Here is an 18,938-nt window from a genome sequence, read left to right on the forward strand (position 1 = left end):
TTAGAAACTGGAAACAGACCTTTTAGGTAGATTAGTTTCTAATATCTTTTTAAAGTCATTGAGTGCTACTTCAGCTAGGTCATTGATTTCTGGCAGGCTACGATTTGTGAGATACAAAATACCATCAGCGACATTATTCATCGTTGCAATATGAAATTGACCATTTTCGACTGCTTTAATCACTTCATCACTTAGCATCAGATGACGCATGTTGCGCTCAGGCATGAGCACACCTTGTTTACCATCTAGGCCTATTTCTTTACACACTCTAAAATAGCCTTCAATCTTCTCATTTAGGCCACCGACTGGTAGTACTTCGCCATGCTGATTAAGTGCGCCAGTGACGGCAATGCCTTGTTTAATGGGTACTTGTGCCAGTGATGAGAGTAACGCGAAAAGCTCCGCGCAAGAAGCTGAGTCACCATCCACACCGCTGTATTCTTGCTCAAACACAAGCGAGGCTGTGAGGTTAAGTGGATTTAATAGCGCAAAGTTAGTATGTAGCCAGCTTTGTAAGATCATCACGCCTTTATCGTGGGTTGGGCCGCTCATGCTCACTTCACGATCAATCGTTAGCACTCCGCGACTACCTGGGTAGCAATTCGCAGAAATGCGAACAGGTGACCCAAAACTTGCTTCAGATAAATCAATATGCGTGAGACCATTAATCTGGCCGATACACTCTCCATGCACGCTGATAATGAGCTCTTTATCTACGATAGAATCTCGCATATGCGCCTCAATATAACTGTGGCGTGCATATTTGCGTTGTATTGCTGACTTTACATCTTCAATACCTACTAATAGGGCACCACGCAAATTAGCGGCGGCGGCACTTTCTAAAAGTAATTTTTCCAGTACTGCAAACTTAGTGCTCAGTCTTGTTTGATCTTCAATTAAGCGATGCATTGCTTGTAACAAAATAGCAACGGCTTCTGCAGTAAAGTGTCGGCAATGATGTTGACGACACTTGTGAGCAATAAAAGAGGCATAAGCCGCATAGTTTTCTGGCGTTGCTTTTACTTGATCAGCAAATTCTATTTTGATAGGGAAGTAATCAAAGAAATCTGGTTTAACACTTAATAACTCGTAATAGTCTTCACGGGTGGCAATCAACACAATTTTGACTGAAACCGGTATTGCTGCTTGTGCGCTAATCAAGCTGCTACCTTGATTGCTACTGCTACTTAAGTCTTCAATCTGCAAAGTGCCATTACGTAAGAAACGATGCAATTTCTCAAGAATATGTGTTCCATTTTGCTCATCAGCAAGAATGTCGCGTAAATGTAGCAATAATGTACCGCCATCAGCACGCATCAGGTTGCCAGCACGTAAGCGCAAAAAGTCTGGAATATTACTCGCTTCGCCGGCACCTTCTATACCGCCAAACAAGGATTGTAAGCTAGGGTCATTATCGTAAAGCACTGGCGCATGCTGTGTTGCATGATGCTCTACTAACACGTTGGCACGATAGCGTCCAAAAAAACTCTCAGAGATGAGTGCTTCAAGGTTACTTTCGCCATCTGGGCTGGTTGTTGGCTGCCAATTCTCTAACGACTCTAAAATATCTTTTTTCAGCGTATTGAAGTAATGCGTCGGCATTTTGTCTGGCTCTATGAGCGTAAGACTGGCTTTTATGACACTTAACTGGCCATCAACAAATATCTGCAATGGTGAAATGGAGTTTTGCTGCACTTTGGCTTCTAATAAACTTGCAAGGTCTTTTGCGAAGACGCGCACAAAACTATCTAACGCTTGCTTTAATTGCACACCGGCACCAGCCGGCAATTTCATGAACAGAGGCTTTCCGTTGCCTTCGAACTGATAAAGCGCCACCAAGTCACTTGCTGCTGGCCACTTTTTAGCTGCATCGTGCATCACACTGGTCATCAGCGTAGTTCTACCTGACCCTGGCTCACCTAAAGCAAGCAAATTAAAACCAGACTGCTGAATACTTAATCCAAACTCTGCAGCTTTTTTAGCCTCTGCTTGCGCAACCCATGCTTGATATTGAGCATTATCCTGCGTTTCAACAAGCAGGGCTGAAGTATCAACAAAGCTGAATTGACCCAATGACACATTCAGGGTTAGCTCTTGAGGTGTTAATGTTTTTTGCATATTATTTTTCTATCTTCCAACGGTCACGCGCCATATCGTCTGCTGATTTTGCCTCTATCCAATGCTCACCTTTTGAATTCGCTTCTTTTTTCCAGAACGGCGCCTCTGTTTTAAGATAATCCATCATAAACTCGCAAGCTGAGAATGCGTCTCCACGATGTGCGCTACTCACTACGACAAGCACAATTTGATCGCTAGGTTGCAATGTGCCAACGCGATGCACAATTAAAGCATCGAGGATATTCCAACGTGTTTTTGCTTGATTAATAATCGAGCTTAAAGACTTTTCCGTCATGCCTGGATAATGCTCAAGGGTAAGTTGAGTCACGTCATCACCCTCATTCAAATCGCGCACTAATCCTACAAAGCTAACAACCGCACCAATATCCTTACGTGCTTGGCGCAGTTGATTAATTTCTAGACCAACATCAAAATCTTCTGTTTGCACTCTAACTGTCATACTTTTACCGATACGCCACAAAGCATTATCATTTAACCACCAGTGACAGGAGGGAAGAACGCAACCTCATCACCATCGTTGATTACCGCTTTATCATCAACAAGCTCGTGATTAATTGCTGCTCTTACCTTAAGTTTTCCCATCAGCATCTGCCCCCAAACATCACCGCGTTTGGCGAGAAAAGCTTTTAATTTAAGAATAGTAAAAGACTCATCTGGTAACTCTAAATCTTCTGTAGAGTACTTTAATGTTTCCTTGAGTCTTGCAAAGTAAAATAATTTAATTTTCATTGGGTTACTTAACTAAGTTAATCTGTTTTATCATCAATAATGTCTAACAAATCGGGTGTGTTTTTGGTTAACTCAACACGTTCGATTTGCGCAAATCTTTGTGAAATCTTCTGGCTAGAAATATGCACGTCCTGTGCATTTTCATGCGCCTGCCTAATGTTGTCAGCAAGTTTTTTCATACGTAAATCAAAACGTCCGAAATCTTTACTAAGCTTGCCTAACTCTTCTTTAATGACGTGTACTTGCTTACGCGTTTCTACATCTTTCAGCACTGCTCTGGCAGTGTTCAAAACGGCCATCAAGGTGGTAGGCGAAACCACCCAAACACGTTTGTTCATCGCATATTCAATGACATCTGCATGATAGGCATGCAACTCTGCAAACACTGCCTCCGCAGGAATAAACATCACTGCACCATCGGAAGTGACATTCGAAATAATGTATTTAGTGGCTATGTCATCGACATGCTTCTTAACGTCTAATTTAAATTGCTTTTCTGCAAGTAGCTTTTCTGCATCACTAAGCTTGTTATCCAGCATGCGGTGATAGTTTTCAAGCGGAAATTTACTATCCACGGCAACCACGCCAGTAGGTTCAGGTAAAAACAATGCACAGTCAGCACGTGTGCCGTTTTCAAACGTGTGTTGCATCGCAAAAGAATTTACTGGTAACACATTGCGTACTAACGCCTCTAACTGCACCTCTCCAAAGGCACCACGCGAGCGCTTATCACCCAACAACTCTTGCAGACTCACCACATTGGTGGTTAAGCCATCAATTTTCTTTTGTGCTTCATCAATCGTTGCGAGGCGCGCCATTACATCTATAAAGGTTTGGTTGGTTTTCTTAAAGCCCTCATCCAAACGCTCGGACACTTTACCGCCAATCAACTCAAGTCGACCATCTACTGACTTAGTCAGCGCCTCAATACTTGCAGTCAACTGCAGTGTTGCATTACGCATGGTTGACTGGATTAACTCTTGCTCTGCTTTACCCTGCTCGGCTAATGTCGTGTGTAGTTTTTCCAACACGGTTTCACGTGTTTGAGAAAGGCTGTTGTTTTGTGCAAGTTGCAATGTCTGCATCGCATCACGCGTTGCTTGCAACTCTGTAGCCACGCTAGCACGCAAACGCTCACTAGTTTCATTAGTGGCATTACTCAAGCGATCACCTAGCTTATTCAGCCCATCGTTAAAGTCTAACAACATAGCGCGATGCTTTTCTTCTAACTGCTGGAGTATAAGAATATTGCGATCTACTTTGCTTTCACGCCACATCTGCAATAGAAGTAACAAAAGAATAACAAATGAAATAATTAATATAATGATTTGTACCATAAGCTAAATTATACCCGATGCTTGTTTAGCAACTCTATAAATTCATGGTTTAAATAGATGGGATGAGATAGATTGCATCCGCAACAGACAAGCGTTTGATGTTTATTGAGTAAGATGTAATTCACAAAAGTTTAAAAAGACCATTTTTAAAATACTTCAGACTGTGCCAAACTTAAAATTATTATTAATCTTGTTAGGCTTATCGTGCTTAAACTCAAACTACTCATCAATCAGTGGCTAGCCAACGTTACACGCAGGCTTCATAACAGCTTTTATTTATATCTAAGCGCGTTGCTCACAGTGTTGGTTTTATTAGATGCCAGCGTGTTTCATGTTGGTGAAAACATGCGAGATCGCGCGTTTGATATGATGGTGAAAAATCGGATTGTCGTACCAAAAGCAGATGCTGATATTGTGATTATTGATATCAATGAAGCATCGTTAAGTGCAATGTCTGCAGAGTATGGTCGCTGGCCTTGGCCTAGACAAGTATTGGGTGAATTTTTAGAAAACATTGAAGCACAGCAGCCTAAAGCAGTGGTGTTTGACATACTATTTAGTGACCCTGATGTTTACAACCCAGATAGTGATGCATATTTCAATGAGGTGATTGCCAGTACTCAAAATACGTTCTTTCCAATGCTACGGCTTTCTGAAGCGAGTGATGAGTTAAGTCAAGTCACACCAGACATGATTCCCGGCATTAAGCGTGCTGGGCTAGCTGCAGATGAAAATTCCACAACCAAACCGATTGCAATCGTTCTGCCACATTTTGAAGCGGCCCTGAACTCGCAACACCTAGGCACTCATAACATATATCCAGATAAAGACGGCATTGTGCGTGAGTACAGACTTTGGCACGATGAAAATGGTTGGGTGTTACCTTCTCTACCCTTAGCTGTAGGTAAGTTTGTAGGAAAAAGCTCAGATACGCTTCCACAAAATATGTTGATCAATTGGCGAGGAAAACCCTTCACCTACCAATTTGCATCATTTAGCGATGTTTACGCAGATATGGCAAACAAGATAAAAAAACGCCCTCCAAATGAGTTTAAAGACAAGATAGTCATTATCGGCTCAACTGCACCTTCATTGTTTGACCTTAAAGCAACTGCGATGGCAAAAGCCCACCCAGGGGTAGAAATTCTTGCCACGGCGATTGATAACGTTAAACATGATGATTATTTAAAAGTGTGGCGCGGAAAAACGCCTTATATTTTAGTAAGCTTGGCATTAATCTGGCTCACGGCGATGGCATTTTTCCGCAATGTGGACCGAGACAAAGTAACGACAATTTTTAGTAGTAGCCAAATTATCCTGATTACTTTGTCTTATCTTGCCATTAACTTTACAAACACCTACTTAGATCTGACAGGCCCAATTGCTTGGGCAATTATGTATTTTAGTGTGGCTAAAATATATGCACTAGCTAATGACCGTGCAATGCAGCGGCTTTTAGCAAATGACGTAGAATCAGGTAAAAAAGGTGCAGCGATTCTACTGATGCCAATTATGTTTGAAACGCGCGAACCACTGAGCGATAGCATACTCAAAAAATTACAACATAAAATTGAACAGGAAATTCAGCAACAGGGTACAGTAGAAATTTTAAAGGGTACACAAAGTGGTATATGGGGTTTGTTTAGCGATATGATCATTGTGAGCTGGGCATATCGACATGATGATGAAGCAACAGCGACAAAAACTGAACAAGCCGCTAAGCAACTAGGCGAACAACTTAGCAGATTAATTCAGAGTACAGGTATTCCTGCTAATACAACTGCGCGTTATATTCTGCATACAGGTGCACTCAACACTGAAAAACCGATGGCAAACCAATGGCGAGGACTATTTGCACAAGCCATTATCAAATTAGATATTTTAGAAGGTGAAATCCAATGAAACATTACCTAAAGCAACTACTAATCGCGGGCAGTCTAATCCCTATACTTTACGTAGGCATGAGCTCAGCAGCCGAAAAAGCTAGTGCGCTCAAAAATGACAGCCTACGCACAGAACCATATGCCGATGCAAAAATTAGCGGTAGTTTTGTACGAGGTGAGAGCTTGGAAATCATCAAAAAACAAGGCGCTTGGTTACAAGTAAAAGCAAAAAAAGGCTCAGGCTGGGTACGTTTGCTTTCTGTAAAACGTGGCGTGACAGCAAGCAGTAATCAAGCAGCTGGTGTGTTAGCCGTGGCTAGTGGTCGCGCAGGTACTGGACAAGTCGTATCGACAACAGGTGTCCGCGGCTTAAGTGAACAAGAGTTAAAAGCCGCTAAATTTAATGAAGAAGAAGTAAAAACATTAGAAAGCTACACCTTAAGTGCTGAAAAAGGCCGTGCTTTCGCTAAAGCTGGAAACTTAAACAGCGTTGCTTTTAAAAACTTAAAAGAAGTGAAAGGTGGTGCTCAATGAGCGCGAATCAAACATCCCCAAGCAAGTCGTCTACACAGCAATTTCGTCTAATTTCAATCGTAGTTGCGGGCATGCTAGGTTTTACCAGCTCACAAAGTGTGGCTTTTGATTTTAAAGGTGCGCTAAAAGATGCTGTGGAAAAGGAAATCAGCCAACAATCAGAAGGCTCAACAGCCCCTACTAACGCTGTAAGTACAACTGAAAGTGCTAAATCCAACAATTCAACAGCTAGCTCCGAAGCTACGTTCAACTGGAAAAATCCGAGCACCGCAGAAGAAATTACACTGGGACGTGAAATTGCTGGAAATTTGCTAGGAGCTGCACCGCTGGTAAAAGACGCTGCACTACAAAAATATGTTAACTCTGTGGGACGTTGGGTTGCATCACAGTCTGAGCGCCCAGAGCTACCTTGGCGCTTTGGTGTGATTGAGAGTGAGGATTTAAACGCTTTCGCAGCGCCAGGCGGCTACATCATGCTGACTAAAGGCTTATACCGGAAACTTCAAAATGAAGCTCAACTCGCTGGTGTGTTAGGACATGAAATCGCCCATGTAGTTAAAAAACACCAACTCAAAGTATTACAAAAACAACAATTGTTAAATATTGGTGCTGGTCTCTTAAGTGACAAGTATGCCAAAGACAATGCCATGATTAGCAAAGCAATTGGCAGTGGCGCGGAAATCAGTGCCAGGAGTTTAGATAAATCAGCGGAATACGAAGCTGACCGATTAGGATTAAGTTATGCAACTCGTGCAGGTTACGAGCCATATGGCTTGACTGATGTATTGCAAACATTGGGACAATCAAACACCAGTGATGCTAGCGTTGCATTACTATTTAAAACTCACCCCCACCCAGATGAGAGACTTTCAGCATTAAGTGAATCTGTAGGTGGTCAACTCGATAAGATGACTAATGGCAAAACATTGGAAAAACGATTCTATCTACTCAAGTAATTGAGCTTAATGTAGGCATGCATAAAATGACGTAAAACTTTCTTATTTGATTAGAAATACTGATTAAAAATTTAACTAAATGAGCATTAATAATAAATAGAAATACAAGTTCAGATATCGTTTCTATAGTTAAGAATATCAATAAACAAGCCATATTTAAGTCTATGCAAAAGCGCTTTGTTTGATTATTCTCAAACAAAGCGCTTTTAATTGATTCAGCTGTTTGACATCTCAATGTATAGGGATAAAAATGTCCTTATACATTGTCGGAGATTGTTTTATGGCAACGAAGCAAAAAGAGAATAAACCTAGCCAAGTATTAAAAGAAGCCATTACCAAGCCTGCTAGTAGTACATCAAAAAAGCGTAAAGTGTCATTAGGTGATACTGCGCCAGATAGCACCCTAAACAGTATTGAAAACTTCGCAGTGAATGAAAATATAGCAGCAGCCCAAGAATCTAAATTCGAGGCAGTGCAAGATATTATCCAGCGTATTTCTAATAATGACCTATCAACACTTCCAGATGTATTGCATACGATTCTAAAAGGCGCCTCACCCGATGATGCCGCTGCATTGAGTAAAGCGCTCACTGTCATTAAAGATACAAAAACCATCAAATCGCGGTTACGCAATGATCAAGCATTAGCTAAAGACTGGCGAGAGGGTGGCTACCCTTACCAAAACCTACTTTCAAGAAAATCTTACGAAAAACAAAAATACCATCTACAAGTAGAGTTATTAAAATTACAAGCTTGGGTCAAAGAAACTGGGCAACGTGTTGTGATTTTATTTGAAGGCCGTGATGCAGCTGGTAAAGGCGGCACAATCAGGCGCTTTATGGAACATCTCAATCCACGTGGCGCACGTGTGGTTGCACTTGAAAAACCTAGTGAAGTCGAGCGTGGTCAATGGTACTTTCAACGTTATGTATCTCAGCTACCAACTGCGGGTGAGATTGTGTTGTTTGATCGCTCTTGGTACAACCGTGCAGGTGTAGAACGTGTAATGGGATTTTGCAACAATGATGAATACCTTGAGTTTATGCGCCAAGCGCCAGATTTTGAGCGTAACCTGACACGATGCGGGATACACGTGATTAAGTTCTGGTTTTCAGTCAGTCGCTCTGAACAACGCAGGCGTTTCAAAGAGCGTGAAATGCACCCACTTAAACAATGGAAGCTTAGTCCTATTGACCTAGCATCACTCGACAAATGGGATGACTACACGAAAGCAAAAGAAGCGATGTTTTTTCATACAGATACCGCGGACTCACCTTGGACCGTGATTAAATCTGATTGTAAGAAACGTGCGCGTCTAAATGCGATGCGTTACGTTTTACACAAGCTACCTTATAACAATAAAGAGATTGATGCGATTGGCCATTTAGATCCTCTGTTAGTAGGACGCGCGCATATTGTGTATGAACGTGGCGAGCATAATCATATAATTCTCTAACTCTACTCAGATTTAAAAGCCTTAATTTATCGCAATACAATCAGCGCAGGCGGTGCAAATCAGCACTACCTGCCGTTGTTTCAAATCAGGTCTCGCACCCTCAGTTCAGCCTTAATATAAGCATAATATATTGGTGCTGCTACAATCCCGATCAAACCAAAAGCAGCCTCCATACAGAGCATTGCAATCAATAACTCCCATGCGTTGGCACGTATCTGATTACCAACGATACGTGCATTCAAAAAGTACTCAAACTTATGAATAATCACCAAATAGAGCAATGAACCAAGTGCAACACCAAGAGATTGACTTAAACTCACCACGACAATCACTGCGTTTGAAATCAAATTACCAATCACTGGAATTAAACCAACCACAAAGGTAATCGCAATCATCGTTTTAACTAAAGGCAAATGCACACCCATCAGCGGTAGCACTACTGCCAAATAAATTGCCGTAAAAAATGTATTAATCGCTGAAATGCGTATCTGAGCAAATACCACACGCTTAAAAGCATCACTTAACAAAGCACAGCGCCCATAAAGTGCGCCGGCAAACGGTTTAAAATGTTCTACCGACACAGCCTCGCGCAAAGCCAGCATCCCACCAACAATCATGCCAATCAAAATATGTGCAGTCACTCGTCCTGCCTCCTTACCCACTACCTGCAGTTCATCGGCATGTGAACGCAACCAAGTCGTTAACATTTCTTTAAATGTTAGTGCATCAGCAGGTAGGTGCTCTAAGAGTGAGCTTGGCAATATCTTTCTTGAATCCTCTAATATTTGTGCCATTTTCGCCAACAAGACGGTTAAGCTACCAGCATCGGATCTCAAGAACGCCATTAAACCTGCACCGGCCAATGAAAGTAAGCTCACAATGATAAACACCAAAATACCCACTGCCCAAAGTTTAGAATAGTTGCTTGGGCGCTTACTAGGAAATTTACGTGAAATATACGGCGTAATCATGTGTACCAACTGGTACACCAGTAATCCGGCCATTAATGCGGGCAACAGGCTAAACTTCAGCACACAAAACAAGGCAAGCCCAGTCAATACCCATGCAGATATTTCATAACTACTTACCGCCTGCACCTGCTCTAATTTGGCCATATTTACCTTAATAATTCATGATAATTTGAAGCTGAACATCAGCAACGATAAGTAATTAATAATTTTTGAGTGAAAATCTATTGATGAAATCACCGGCATCATTTGCTGGTAACGAAACAATCAAATCTATATGCTCATTGAACGCTTTATCAACAATCGCACCATTACACTTTGCTAGCGCTCTCGTCACAAAATCCATTTGATTGTAAGCAATGGTTAGCTTGATTGTTTTCATCTCTACATAATCTGCGACTTTTGTCTCGTCCAACGCAAGTTTAGCTGTACCGCCATAAGCACGCGCCAAACCACCTGTGCCTAGGTTAATACCACCGTAATATCTAATCACACCAACACAGACATTAATCAGGTTGCGACCCTCCAACAGCTTTAACACTGGCATACCGGCAGTACCAGAAGGCTCCCCAGCGTCTGAAAAGCGCTGAACAATCCCTTCTTCTGTTTTTAGCCTAAAAGCATAAGCCAGATGATGTGCACTTTGGTGCTTGGCAGCAAAAGCACGCAACGCCTGCCCTACCTCTCGCTCAGAAGCACATGAAACAGCCATGGCAATAAAACGTGATTTTGTGATGGTTTGCTCAGCAAACCCTGCTTGTACAATAATCTGCAACTACTTACGCCCACCTAAAATACTACCTAATATGCCACGGATAATTTGCCTACCCAATTGCGAACCAATTGCACGTGCGGCACTTTTCGCAGCGGCCTCCAATATGCCATCAGAGCGGCTAGCGGGTTCTTTTTTACCTGAAGACTCAGCAAGCTCCGCATCTTCAGCTGCCGTAGCTGCAACTTGCGCCTTTAGAATCTCATAAGCTGACTCACGATCAACCTGTTTCTCATATACGTTATTTAGAATTGAAGTCCTGATAGACTCTGCCCGTTCTGCATCAGTAGCTGGACCAATACGACTGCCTGGTGGACAAACAAACGTGCGTTCCACAGGTGTTGGAATCCCTTTTTCATCCAAAAATGAAACAAGTGCCTCACCTACCCCTAGCTCTGTAATCACGCTTTCTACATCTAATTTAGGATTTACCCTAAAGGTCGTTGCGGCAGATTTAACCGCTTTCTGGTCCCGTGGCGTAAATGCACGCAAAGCATGTTGAACTCGATTACCTAATTGCCCCAAAACCGCATCAGGAATATCAAGCGGATTTTGGCTCACAAAATACACACCAACCCCTTTAGAGCGAATCAGGCGCACGACTTGCTCAATTTTTTCAAGTAACACAGCTGGGGCATCATTAAATAGCAAATGGGCTTCGTCAAAAAAGAACACTAATTTCGGTTTCTCTAAATCCCCTGCTTCTGGAAGCTTTTCAAATAACTCAGATAGTAGCCACAATAATAAGGTGGCATAGATACGCGGTGAGTTGAACAGCTTGTCACTCATCAAAATATTAACGACACCTCGCCCCTGCTCATCAGTCTGCATTAAATCATCTAAATTAAGGGCGGGCTCACCAAACAACATATCAGCGCCTTGCGTTTCAAGCTGTAACAATGCACGTTGCACTGCACCCACACTTGCCGCAGAAATATTGCCATACTCAGCTTGATACTGTGTTGAGTTCTCTGAAGCGTGCTGCATCATTGCACGCAAATCCTTCAAATCTAACAGCAACCAACCCTTATCATCAGCAATTTTAAAGATTGCGTTCAAAACACCAGCCTGCACATCATTCAAATTCAACAAACGTGCTAATAACAATGGCCCCATTTCTGCGATTGTTGTACGAACGGGATGCCCCTTCTCGCCAAACATATCCCAAAATGTAACGGGGCATTTAGCGTAGCTAAAATCAGAAATCGCTAACTGCTGAACTCTAGCTTCCACTCGTGCATTACCACCGCCCTGCTGTGACATACCAGACAAATCGCCTTTAACATCCGCCATAAATACTGGCACGCCATTTTTTGAGAACCCCTCAGCCAGCGTCTGTAGCGTAACGGTTTTACCTGTACCCGTTGCGCCAGCAATCAAGCCATGACGGTTCGCCATTCTAGGCAGAATCACACTAGATATTTCGTTATTTTTTGCAATTAAAATGGGGTTAGCCATGAAGTGATTACCTATCAATTAGTCATAAACATTAATAAATACTAGTACAAATACATTTAACGCTTAGAAATCACCTTTTCTTGCTCTGTCCATGATTTCTAGAAGCTTAGTTTCTAATTCCTGTGCGGATTTTTTTGCACGCACCGTTGGAGATTTAATGCTTTGCAAATCAAACGTTGGGCGGTCCATTGCAATATAAAGTTTGAGCTGCTTATGTTCATCTTGCTTTTCGTAAATCGCAATTCTACAAGGTGCAAATACCAAAAACTCAGGATGATCTAAAATGATTTCTGTCCCCATGCTCAAATTACAAAACGAGTGCACCTCTTTCACTCCTTGTGGGTCTAGTCCGCGCAATTTCATGTGCTCTCCAATAGGAAAGTTCGCTGGATTCACGAAGTTTAATCCTTCTGAAATGCTTTTCAGACTCTCAACGACATCTTGGTAACTTACCCCGGAATTAACTGGTAACTCATAAATCGCAGTATTAGGATCAATAGCAGGCATGCCTGGCCTGATTTGTCCAACAAGCATCTGCTCTTTTGAAGCTAAGATTGGTTTCGTCACGCTACAAGCCGCCATCGAAAATACGATTACGCATAAAAAAACAAGGTCAAATCTAATTTTCATCACATGCATAGCATTCACCCATTTAAATCTAGTCAGTGATTTTAAGTGCCTGATTCACAGCCTCACGATTGAAATGCGGTGCGATAAGCTCAATAAAACCATACATATAGCCACGTAAAAACGCATCTTTACGCACCCCTAAATAAGTCGTGCTATCCGCAAATAGATGATCGACATCAACTTTTGCCAAATGCGCGTCACGCTCAGGATCATAAGCCATATTTGCCAGCAAACCTACCCCCAAGCCCAATGTCACATAGGTTTTAATCACATCAGCATCAATCGCAGTAAGCACGACATTAGGCGTTAGGCCTGCATCGGAAAAAGTCTTAGAGACGAGCGTGCCTCCAGTAAATGCGAAGTCATAGGTAATGAGCGGGTAATTAGCTAGTTTTTCTAGCGTCAAAGGCAAATCGCTAAGCAAAGGATGATCGTGCGGCACAACAACACAGCGATTCCAATGATAACAAGGTAAGCATAACAAGCTTTCCCTATCACTGATAGACTCAGTGGCGATTCCAATATCAGCCTCTCCATTTTCAACCTGCTCAGCTACCTGGCTTGGATTACCCTGATGGATATTGAGCTTAACTCGCGGGTATTCTGTCATAAAGGCTTTAACAGCAGCAGGTAGCTTATAACGTGCTTGCGTATGCGTTGTAGCAATCGTTAACGTGCCAGCCTCTACATCACTAAACTCCTCCCCTACGCGCTTGATATTCTCAATATCACGCATGACTTTATCAGCCAAAGTAATAATTTGCTGGCCTGGCTCAGTCAAACCTGTCAAGCGCTTACCGTTACGTTTAAATATTTGTAATCCAAGCTCTTCTTCTATCAGCTGAATCTGCTTACTAACACCTGGTTGTGAAGTGTATAAAGCGTCAGCTGCATTGGTAATATTTAACCCTTGCTTCACTACTTCGTGTAAATAACGTAACTGATGTAATTTCATTAGGAATAATTTCTTTAATAGGATTTCTTAAATAAACTGCAAGTTAATGCTAATATTTTTTATGCTAAGGCATTAGCGCTTATATAACCAAATGATATATCCATAGAATAACATATTCTTAAAAAAATTAACTATTCACTGCTATAGTGCGCGACTAAATTAAGTTAGTGAATAACGGATACTCCACATGGAATTTGGTTATATTATTTCGGGCTTTGCAGTTGGCCTTCTTGTTGGCGTTACTGGCGTTGGCGGCGGCTCGCTCATGACACCTTTACTTGTGTTTTTATTTGGATTTAAAGCATCCGTAGCCGTAGGAACAGACTTGCTTTATGCAGCGATTACCAAGACTGGCGGGGTGTTTGTTCATCACAATACGCACAAATCAGTAGATTGGCGTGTTGTAGCATGGATGTCATTAGGTAGCTTACCATCTGCCGTAATTACTATCTTTGTGATTAAACATCTCATTCAAATCGAAAAAGATGTTTCAGGCATTATCACCTTCACATTAGGTGTCGCACTCATCCTAACATCCATTGCATTGATTATTCGTAGCTATATCACCAGAAAAAAAATACGCGAAATCGAAGATAGTGTGATTAGTAGTGGTCGTTTTAATAAAATTCAAATCCCAGCAACCATATTTACTGGCATAATACTGGGTGCGCTAGTGACAATCTCTTCAGTAGGCGCAGGTGCACTTGGCACACTAGCGATACTCTTCCTTTACCCTAAGATGAGCACGCTAAAGGTAGTTGGTACTGATTTAGCACATGCAATCCCGCTAACCGCGGTTGCTGGGTTTGGTCACTGGACGCTTGGACATGTCAACTTTGAACTGTTAGGCACACTGCTCATCGGATCCTTACCTGGAATATGGGTCGGTAGCCACTTAAGCGTAAAAATTCCAGAAAAAATATTACGTCTAGTTTTAGCCACGCTCTTATTGGTGATTGGTTTGAAATTCGTTTTAGTTTAATTTAAAAGTTAGTTTAAAAAGCACTATATATTATGTATAAATATGATGAAATAGATCAACAAATTGTTGATGAACGCGTTGCCCAATATCGAGATCAGACTCGCCGCTATTTGGCTGGTGAACTGTCTGAAGACGAATTCCGTCCGCTACGTCTTCAAAATGGCTTGTATATCCAACGTCAGGCACCAATGCTTCGCATTGCGGTGCCTTATGGCATGTTATCTAGCGCACAATTGCGCAAACTTGGTGATATTTCAAAAAAATACGACAAAGGCTACGGTCACTTCAGTACACGTCAGAACTTGCAATTAAACTGGCCAAAACTGGAAGATGTGCCTGAAATTTTGGCGGATTTAGCCACGGTTGAAATGCATGCGATTCAAACGTCAGGTAACTGCATTCGTAATATCACGACTGACCAATTTGTAGGCGTTGCGCCTGATGAAGTGATCGACCCACGTGCTATCGCTGAAATCATGCGTCAATGGAGCACATTTCACCCTGAGTTCGCTTTATTACCACGTAAATTTAAAATTGCAGTGTCTGGTACTAAAAATGACCGTGCATTAGTGCAAGCGCACGATATTGGTATGGAGTTTTACCGCGACAGCAACAATCAAGTTGCTATCAAAGTATGGGTTGGCGGTGGCTTAGGCCGCACACCAATTTTGGGTACCGTGATTCGCGAGCATTTAGAGTGGCAACACGCCCTCACTTACTGCGAAGCGATTATACGTGTCTATAACTTACATGGCCGTCGTGACAACATCTACAAAGCACGCATTAAGATTTTAGTAAAAGCTTTAGGTATAGATGAGTTCCGCAAACAAGTGGACGCTGAATGGGCGCACCTTAAAGATACAGACAACACGATTACCGAAGCTGAGCTAGCGCGCGTTGCACAACATTTTGACGCAATGCCTTATGAAAACGTACAAGCTCATGACGCAGGCTTTGATGCGGCAGTTGCTAGCAACCCAGCATTTGCTGCATGGGTGAGGCGTTGCGTACACCCTCACAAACAAGCAGGTTACCGCGCAGTTACGCTTTCACTTAAACCACATGGTCAAGCACCTGGTGACATTTCATCAGAGCAAATGTGGACAGTAGCAGACCTAGCCGATGAATATAGCTTTGGCGAACTACGCTCATCTCATGAGCAAAACCTAATATTAGCTGATGTTAAATTAAGCGATTTATTTGCGTTATGGGAAAAAGCGCGCGCCAATGGTTTAGCAAGCCCTAACATTGGCTTGCTCACAGATATCATTTGCTGCCCAGGTGGCGACTTCTGCTCACTTGCAAATGCAAAGAGCATTCCTATCGCTAAAGCGATTCAAATGCAGTTTGATAACTTGGATTATCTGCACGACATTGGTGAGATAGAACTGAATATTTCAGGTTGCATGAACGCCTGTGGCCACCATCATGTTGGTCACATTGGTATTCTTGGTGTGGATAAAGATGGCTCTGAATGGTATCAAGTCAGTATCGGTGGCAAACAAGGTAACGATGCAAGCCTTGGCACTGTGATTGGGCCTTCATTCTCTGCAGATGAAATGCCTGGTGTCGTGCAAAAGTTAATTGAGGTTTACATTCAAGAACGTACGCCTGAAGAAAGATTTATTGATACTGTGCGTCGCTTGGGCGTTGCCCCATTCAAAGCACATGTCTATGCAAAGAATGAGGTTGCAGCATGAGTAATTTAATTAAACTAAACAATGGCGTTGCTAGCTTAGTAGAAGATGATTGGGCACTCGTTCAGTTACCAGCCACACAAGTAGAAGAGCGTAAACAAGCTGGTAAAGTTGTTTTATTTAAACTGACTGGTGAAGCGACTGTAACTGAGGCTCAAATTGCCGATACAGTGATTCCAGCAACTGGCAAAATCATTCTGCCTTTAAGCGTATTTATTGCACGCAACAGCGAAATTAAAGATCGCATTGCACAAGGTGAAATCGGTGTTTGGTTAGCCACACACGAGCTTTTAGAGAATCTGACGCAGCAACAAACAGACTTAAATGCCCTACCTATTATCGCAATTTTTGTTGAGCGTTTTGCTGATGGCCGTATTTTCTCTTTAGGTAACTTGCTACGTACGCGTTTTGGCTTTAAAAATGAATTACGTGCATTTGGTGATGTATTACGGGATCAATTATATTTCTTGAAACGTAGTGGCTTTACTAGCTATTTAGTGCGTGCAGACCGCTCAGCACAAGAAGCAATTGCCAGCTTAGGTGACTTTACTAAACCATACCAAGGTGCGGTTGATGAGCCACGCCCTGTATTTAAGCGTTATAACAGAGGCGTATAAATGACTACGGATGTAGATTTAGGCCAAGTAGTCATGCTAAAGCCTAGCGCCAATAACCCGGCGACTAAACCTACGCTGACAGACGAACTGGTTGCCAGTGTAAATCAGAAAGCTGCAGAAGTACTCACATTGCTGAGCAATGCTGCGAAAGAGTTTGGCGCAAATGAAGTCACTTTTGCTAATAGTTTTGGTGCTGAAGATATGGTGTTAACAGACATCATTCAGCGTCAAAAAATTGCGATTGAGATTTTCTCACTGGACACTGGCCGTTTACCTGTTGAAACTTACGACTTAATTGCTAAAACAGAGCAAACTTACAATACAAAACTTAAAATCTTTTTCCCGCAATCAGATGCGGTAGAAAGCTATGTAAGAACCAATGGTATCAATGCATTCTACGAATCTATTGACTTGCGTAAAGCCTGCTGCTTTATGCGCAAGGTAGAGCCTTTACAACGTGCTTTAAAAGGTAAAAAAGCATGGGTCACAGGTATGCGTGCTGAGCAATCTACCACACGCGTTAACTTGCCATTCCGTGAGTTTGACAGTGGCAACCAGTTAGAAAAATTCAACCCGCTTAGTAATTGGACTGAAAAAGAAGTTTGGGCATATATTCGCATGTTTGATGTGCCGTACAACAAACTTCATGACCAGTTCTACCCAAGCATCGGTTGCGCACCATGCACACGTGCGATTGCGATGGGCGAAGATGTACGAGCTGGTCGCTGGTGGTGGGAAGACCCCAACAGTAAAGAGTGCGGATTACATGTAAAGAAATGATTTTATAGAATTCTGCTACGTATCAAGTAGTAATTTTGATTTTTGAAACCTAAGAATATGACAACGACTAAACAACCCTTATCTCATTTAGACTGGCTAGAGTCTGAGGCCATTTACATTCTGCGCGAGGTCGCGGGGCAATGTAGCAATCCTGTACTATTATTCTCAGGTGGTAAAGATTCTCTATGTATTTTGCGTTTAGCTGAAAAAGCTTTTCGCCCAGGTAAATTTCCATTTCCACTCATGCATATTGATACCGGCCACAACTATCAAGAAGTACTGGATTTCCGTGACCAACGTGCAGCAGAGTTAGGTGAGCGCTTAATCGTACGTTCAGTTGAAGATTCAATGAAACGTGGCACAGTGGTATTGAAATCACCTGATGAGCCGCGCAATAAGCATCAATCTGTGACACTGCTAGAGGCCATTGAAGAGTTTGGATTTGACTGCTGTATTGGTGGCGCACGCCGTGATGAAGAAAAAGCACGTGCAAAAGAACGCATTATGAGTTTCCGTGATGAGTTTGGTCAATGGGATCCGAAAAACCAACGCCCTGAATTATGGAACTTGTATAACGCACGTTCACATAAAGGTGAAAACATCCGTGCCTTCCCTATTTCTAACTGGACAGAAATGGACGTATGGCAATATATCGAGCGTGAAAAATTAGGTTTACCAAGCATCTATTTCTCTCACAATCGCGACATTATTATGCGCGGTGGAGCCATGATGCCAGCAAATGTTCCACTGGCTAACGGCGAAGTGATTAACCAACCTAAAGCAGGTGAAGAAGTCATTAATATGCAAGTTCGTTTTAGAACTGTAGGTGACATCACCTGCACTGCACCAGTATTGTCTGATGCAGATAACGTAAGCAAAATTGTCATTGAAACTGCGACTACCACCATTACAGAACGTGGTGCTACCCGCTTAGATGACCAAACCTCAGATGCTTCAATGGAACAACGCAAAAAAGAGGGATATTTCTAAAAAATACTATCAAGATATGCAGATTAAAGCGGTTGCTAGACGTTTCATCCAATCG

The 18,938-nt window shown here is 42.3% G+C and carries 18 protein-coding genes; 9 read left to right on the forward strand and 9 right to left on the reverse strand.

What is annotated here, in order from left to right:
* From A391_RS0108535 to A391_RS0108550, 4 genes are read right to left on the reverse strand one after another with little or no spacing between them, the layout of a single operon-like run.
* Entirely contained in the window at positions 1–2,118 is a 2,118-nt protein-coding gene (locus tag A391_RS0108535; RefSeq protein ID WP_019898728.1) for a Lon protease family protein, read from the reverse strand.
* 1 nt (position 2,119) lies between these two features.
* On the reverse strand, positions 2,120–2,578 hold the full coding sequence (moaE, locus tag A391_RS0108540) for a molybdopterin synthase catalytic subunit MoaE (protein WP_019898729.1): 459 nt from the start codon (positions 2,576–2,578) through the stop codon (positions 2,120–2,122).
* Positions 2,579–2,610: 32 nt separating this feature from the next.
* Complete coding sequence (moaD, locus tag A391_RS0108545) at positions 2,611–2,868, reverse strand: molybdopterin converting factor subunit 1 (protein WP_019898730.1); 258 nt, start codon at positions 2,866–2,868, stop codon at positions 2,611–2,613.
* Between the two features lie 17 nt (positions 2,869–2,885).
* On the reverse strand, positions 2,886–4,205 hold the full coding sequence (locus tag A391_RS0108550) for a DNA recombination protein RmuC (protein WP_019898732.1): 1,320 nt from the start codon (positions 4,203–4,205) through the stop codon (positions 2,886–2,888).
* A 204-nt stretch (positions 4,206–4,409) separates the two neighbouring features.
* Between A391_RS0108550 and A391_RS0108555 the strand changes: the two genes are divergently transcribed.
* The 4 genes from A391_RS0108555 (at position 4,410) to ppk2 (ending at position 9,034) form a co-directional block, all read left to right on the forward strand.
* Entirely contained in the window at positions 4,410–6,107 is a 1,698-nt protein-coding gene (locus A391_RS0108555; RefSeq protein ID WP_019898733.1) for a CHASE2 domain-containing protein, read from the forward strand.
* Complete coding sequence (locus A391_RS0108560; RefSeq protein WP_019898734.1) at positions 6,104–6,622, forward strand: SH3 domain-containing protein; 519 nt, start codon at positions 6,104–6,106, stop codon at positions 6,620–6,622. The genes A391_RS0108555 and A391_RS0108560 overlap by 4 nt, the downstream gene beginning before the upstream one ends.
* Positions 6,619–7,578 (forward strand): M48 family metallopeptidase, encoded by a 960-nt coding sequence (locus A391_RS0108565; RefSeq protein ID WP_019898735.1) that lies wholly within the window; start codon positions 6,619–6,621, stop codon positions 7,576–7,578. Before A391_RS0108560 ends, A391_RS0108565 begins: the two co-directional genes overlap by 4 nt.
* A gap of 280 nt (positions 7,579–7,858) precedes the next feature.
* Positions 7,859–9,034 carry a polyphosphate kinase 2 gene (gene ppk2 / locus A391_RS0108570; RefSeq protein ID WP_019898736.1) on the forward strand — a complete coding sequence of 392 codons (1,176 nt, stop codon included), beginning with the start codon at positions 7,859–7,861 and terminating at the stop codon, positions 9,032–9,034.
* 80 nt (positions 9,035–9,114) lie between these two features.
* Here the strand turns inward: ppk2 and A391_RS0108575 are convergent, their stop codons facing one another.
* The 5 genes from A391_RS0108575 to cysB all read right to left on the reverse strand — a co-directional run bounded on the left by A391_RS0108575 (position 9,115) and on the right by cysB (position 13,817).
* Positions 9,115–10,149: an AI-2E family transporter gene (locus A391_RS0108575; protein WP_019898738.1), complete on the reverse strand. Its 1,035-nt coding sequence runs from the start codon at positions 10,147–10,149 to the stop codon at positions 9,115–9,117.
* A gap of 55 nt (positions 10,150–10,204) precedes the next feature.
* Positions 10,205–10,777, reverse strand: coding sequence for an IMPACT family protein (locus tag A391_RS0108580; protein ID WP_019898739.1), 573 nt, complete (start codon positions 10,775–10,777; stop codon positions 10,205–10,207).
* Positions 10,778–12,232 (reverse strand): helicase HerA-like domain-containing protein, encoded by a 1,455-nt coding sequence (locus A391_RS0108585; RefSeq protein WP_019898740.1) that lies wholly within the window; start codon positions 12,230–12,232, stop codon positions 10,778–10,780.
* A 63-nt stretch (positions 12,233–12,295) separates the two neighbouring features.
* The gene (locus A391_RS0108590) at positions 12,296–12,871 is read right to left on the reverse strand and encodes a DUF302 domain-containing protein (protein WP_019898742.1); all 576 of its coding nucleotides are present in this window, start codon (positions 12,869–12,871) and stop codon (positions 12,296–12,298) included.
* 19 nt (positions 12,872–12,890) lie between these two features.
* Positions 12,891–13,817 carry an HTH-type transcriptional regulator CysB gene (cysB, locus tag A391_RS0108595; RefSeq protein ID WP_019898744.1) on the reverse strand — a complete coding sequence of 309 codons (927 nt, stop codon included), beginning with the start codon at positions 13,815–13,817 and terminating at the stop codon, positions 12,891–12,893.
* A 187-nt stretch (positions 13,818–14,004) separates the two neighbouring features.
* Here cysB and A391_RS0108600 point away from each other — a divergent pair, with 187 nt between their 5' ends.
* Genes A391_RS0108600 through cysD form a run of 5 tightly spaced genes read left to right on the forward strand, consistent with a single transcriptional unit; the run spans position 14,005 to position 18,883 of the window.
* Complete coding sequence (locus A391_RS0108600; protein ID WP_019898745.1) at positions 14,005–14,799, forward strand: sulfite exporter TauE/SafE family protein; 795 nt, start codon at positions 14,005–14,007, stop codon at positions 14,797–14,799.
* 32 nt (positions 14,800–14,831) lie between these two features.
* Entirely contained in the window at positions 14,832–16,499 is a 1,668-nt protein-coding gene (locus tag A391_RS0108605) for a nitrite/sulfite reductase (RefSeq protein WP_019898746.1), read from the forward strand.
* Positions 16,496–17,113: a DUF934 domain-containing protein gene (locus A391_RS0108610; protein ID WP_019898747.1), complete on the forward strand. Its 618-nt coding sequence runs from the start codon at positions 16,496–16,498 to the stop codon at positions 17,111–17,113. Before A391_RS0108605 ends, A391_RS0108610 begins: the two co-directional genes overlap by 4 nt.
* A complete protein-coding gene (locus tag A391_RS0108615; RefSeq protein ID WP_019898748.1) occupies positions 17,114–17,893 on the forward strand; it encodes a phosphoadenylyl-sulfate reductase in 780 nt (259 codons plus the stop codon).
* A 57-nt stretch (positions 17,894–17,950) separates the two neighbouring features.
* Entirely contained in the window at positions 17,951–18,883 is a 933-nt protein-coding gene (gene cysD, locus A391_RS0108620; protein ID WP_019898749.1) for a sulfate adenylyltransferase subunit CysD, read from the forward strand.
* The last annotated feature ends 55 nt before the right edge of the window (positions 18,884–18,938 follow it).

It is taken from the genome of Methylotenera mobilis 13 (assembly GCF_000384255.1).
GTDB classification, from domain to species: domain Bacteria; phylum Pseudomonadota; class Gammaproteobacteria; order Burkholderiales; family Methylophilaceae; genus Methylotenera; species Methylotenera mobilis_B.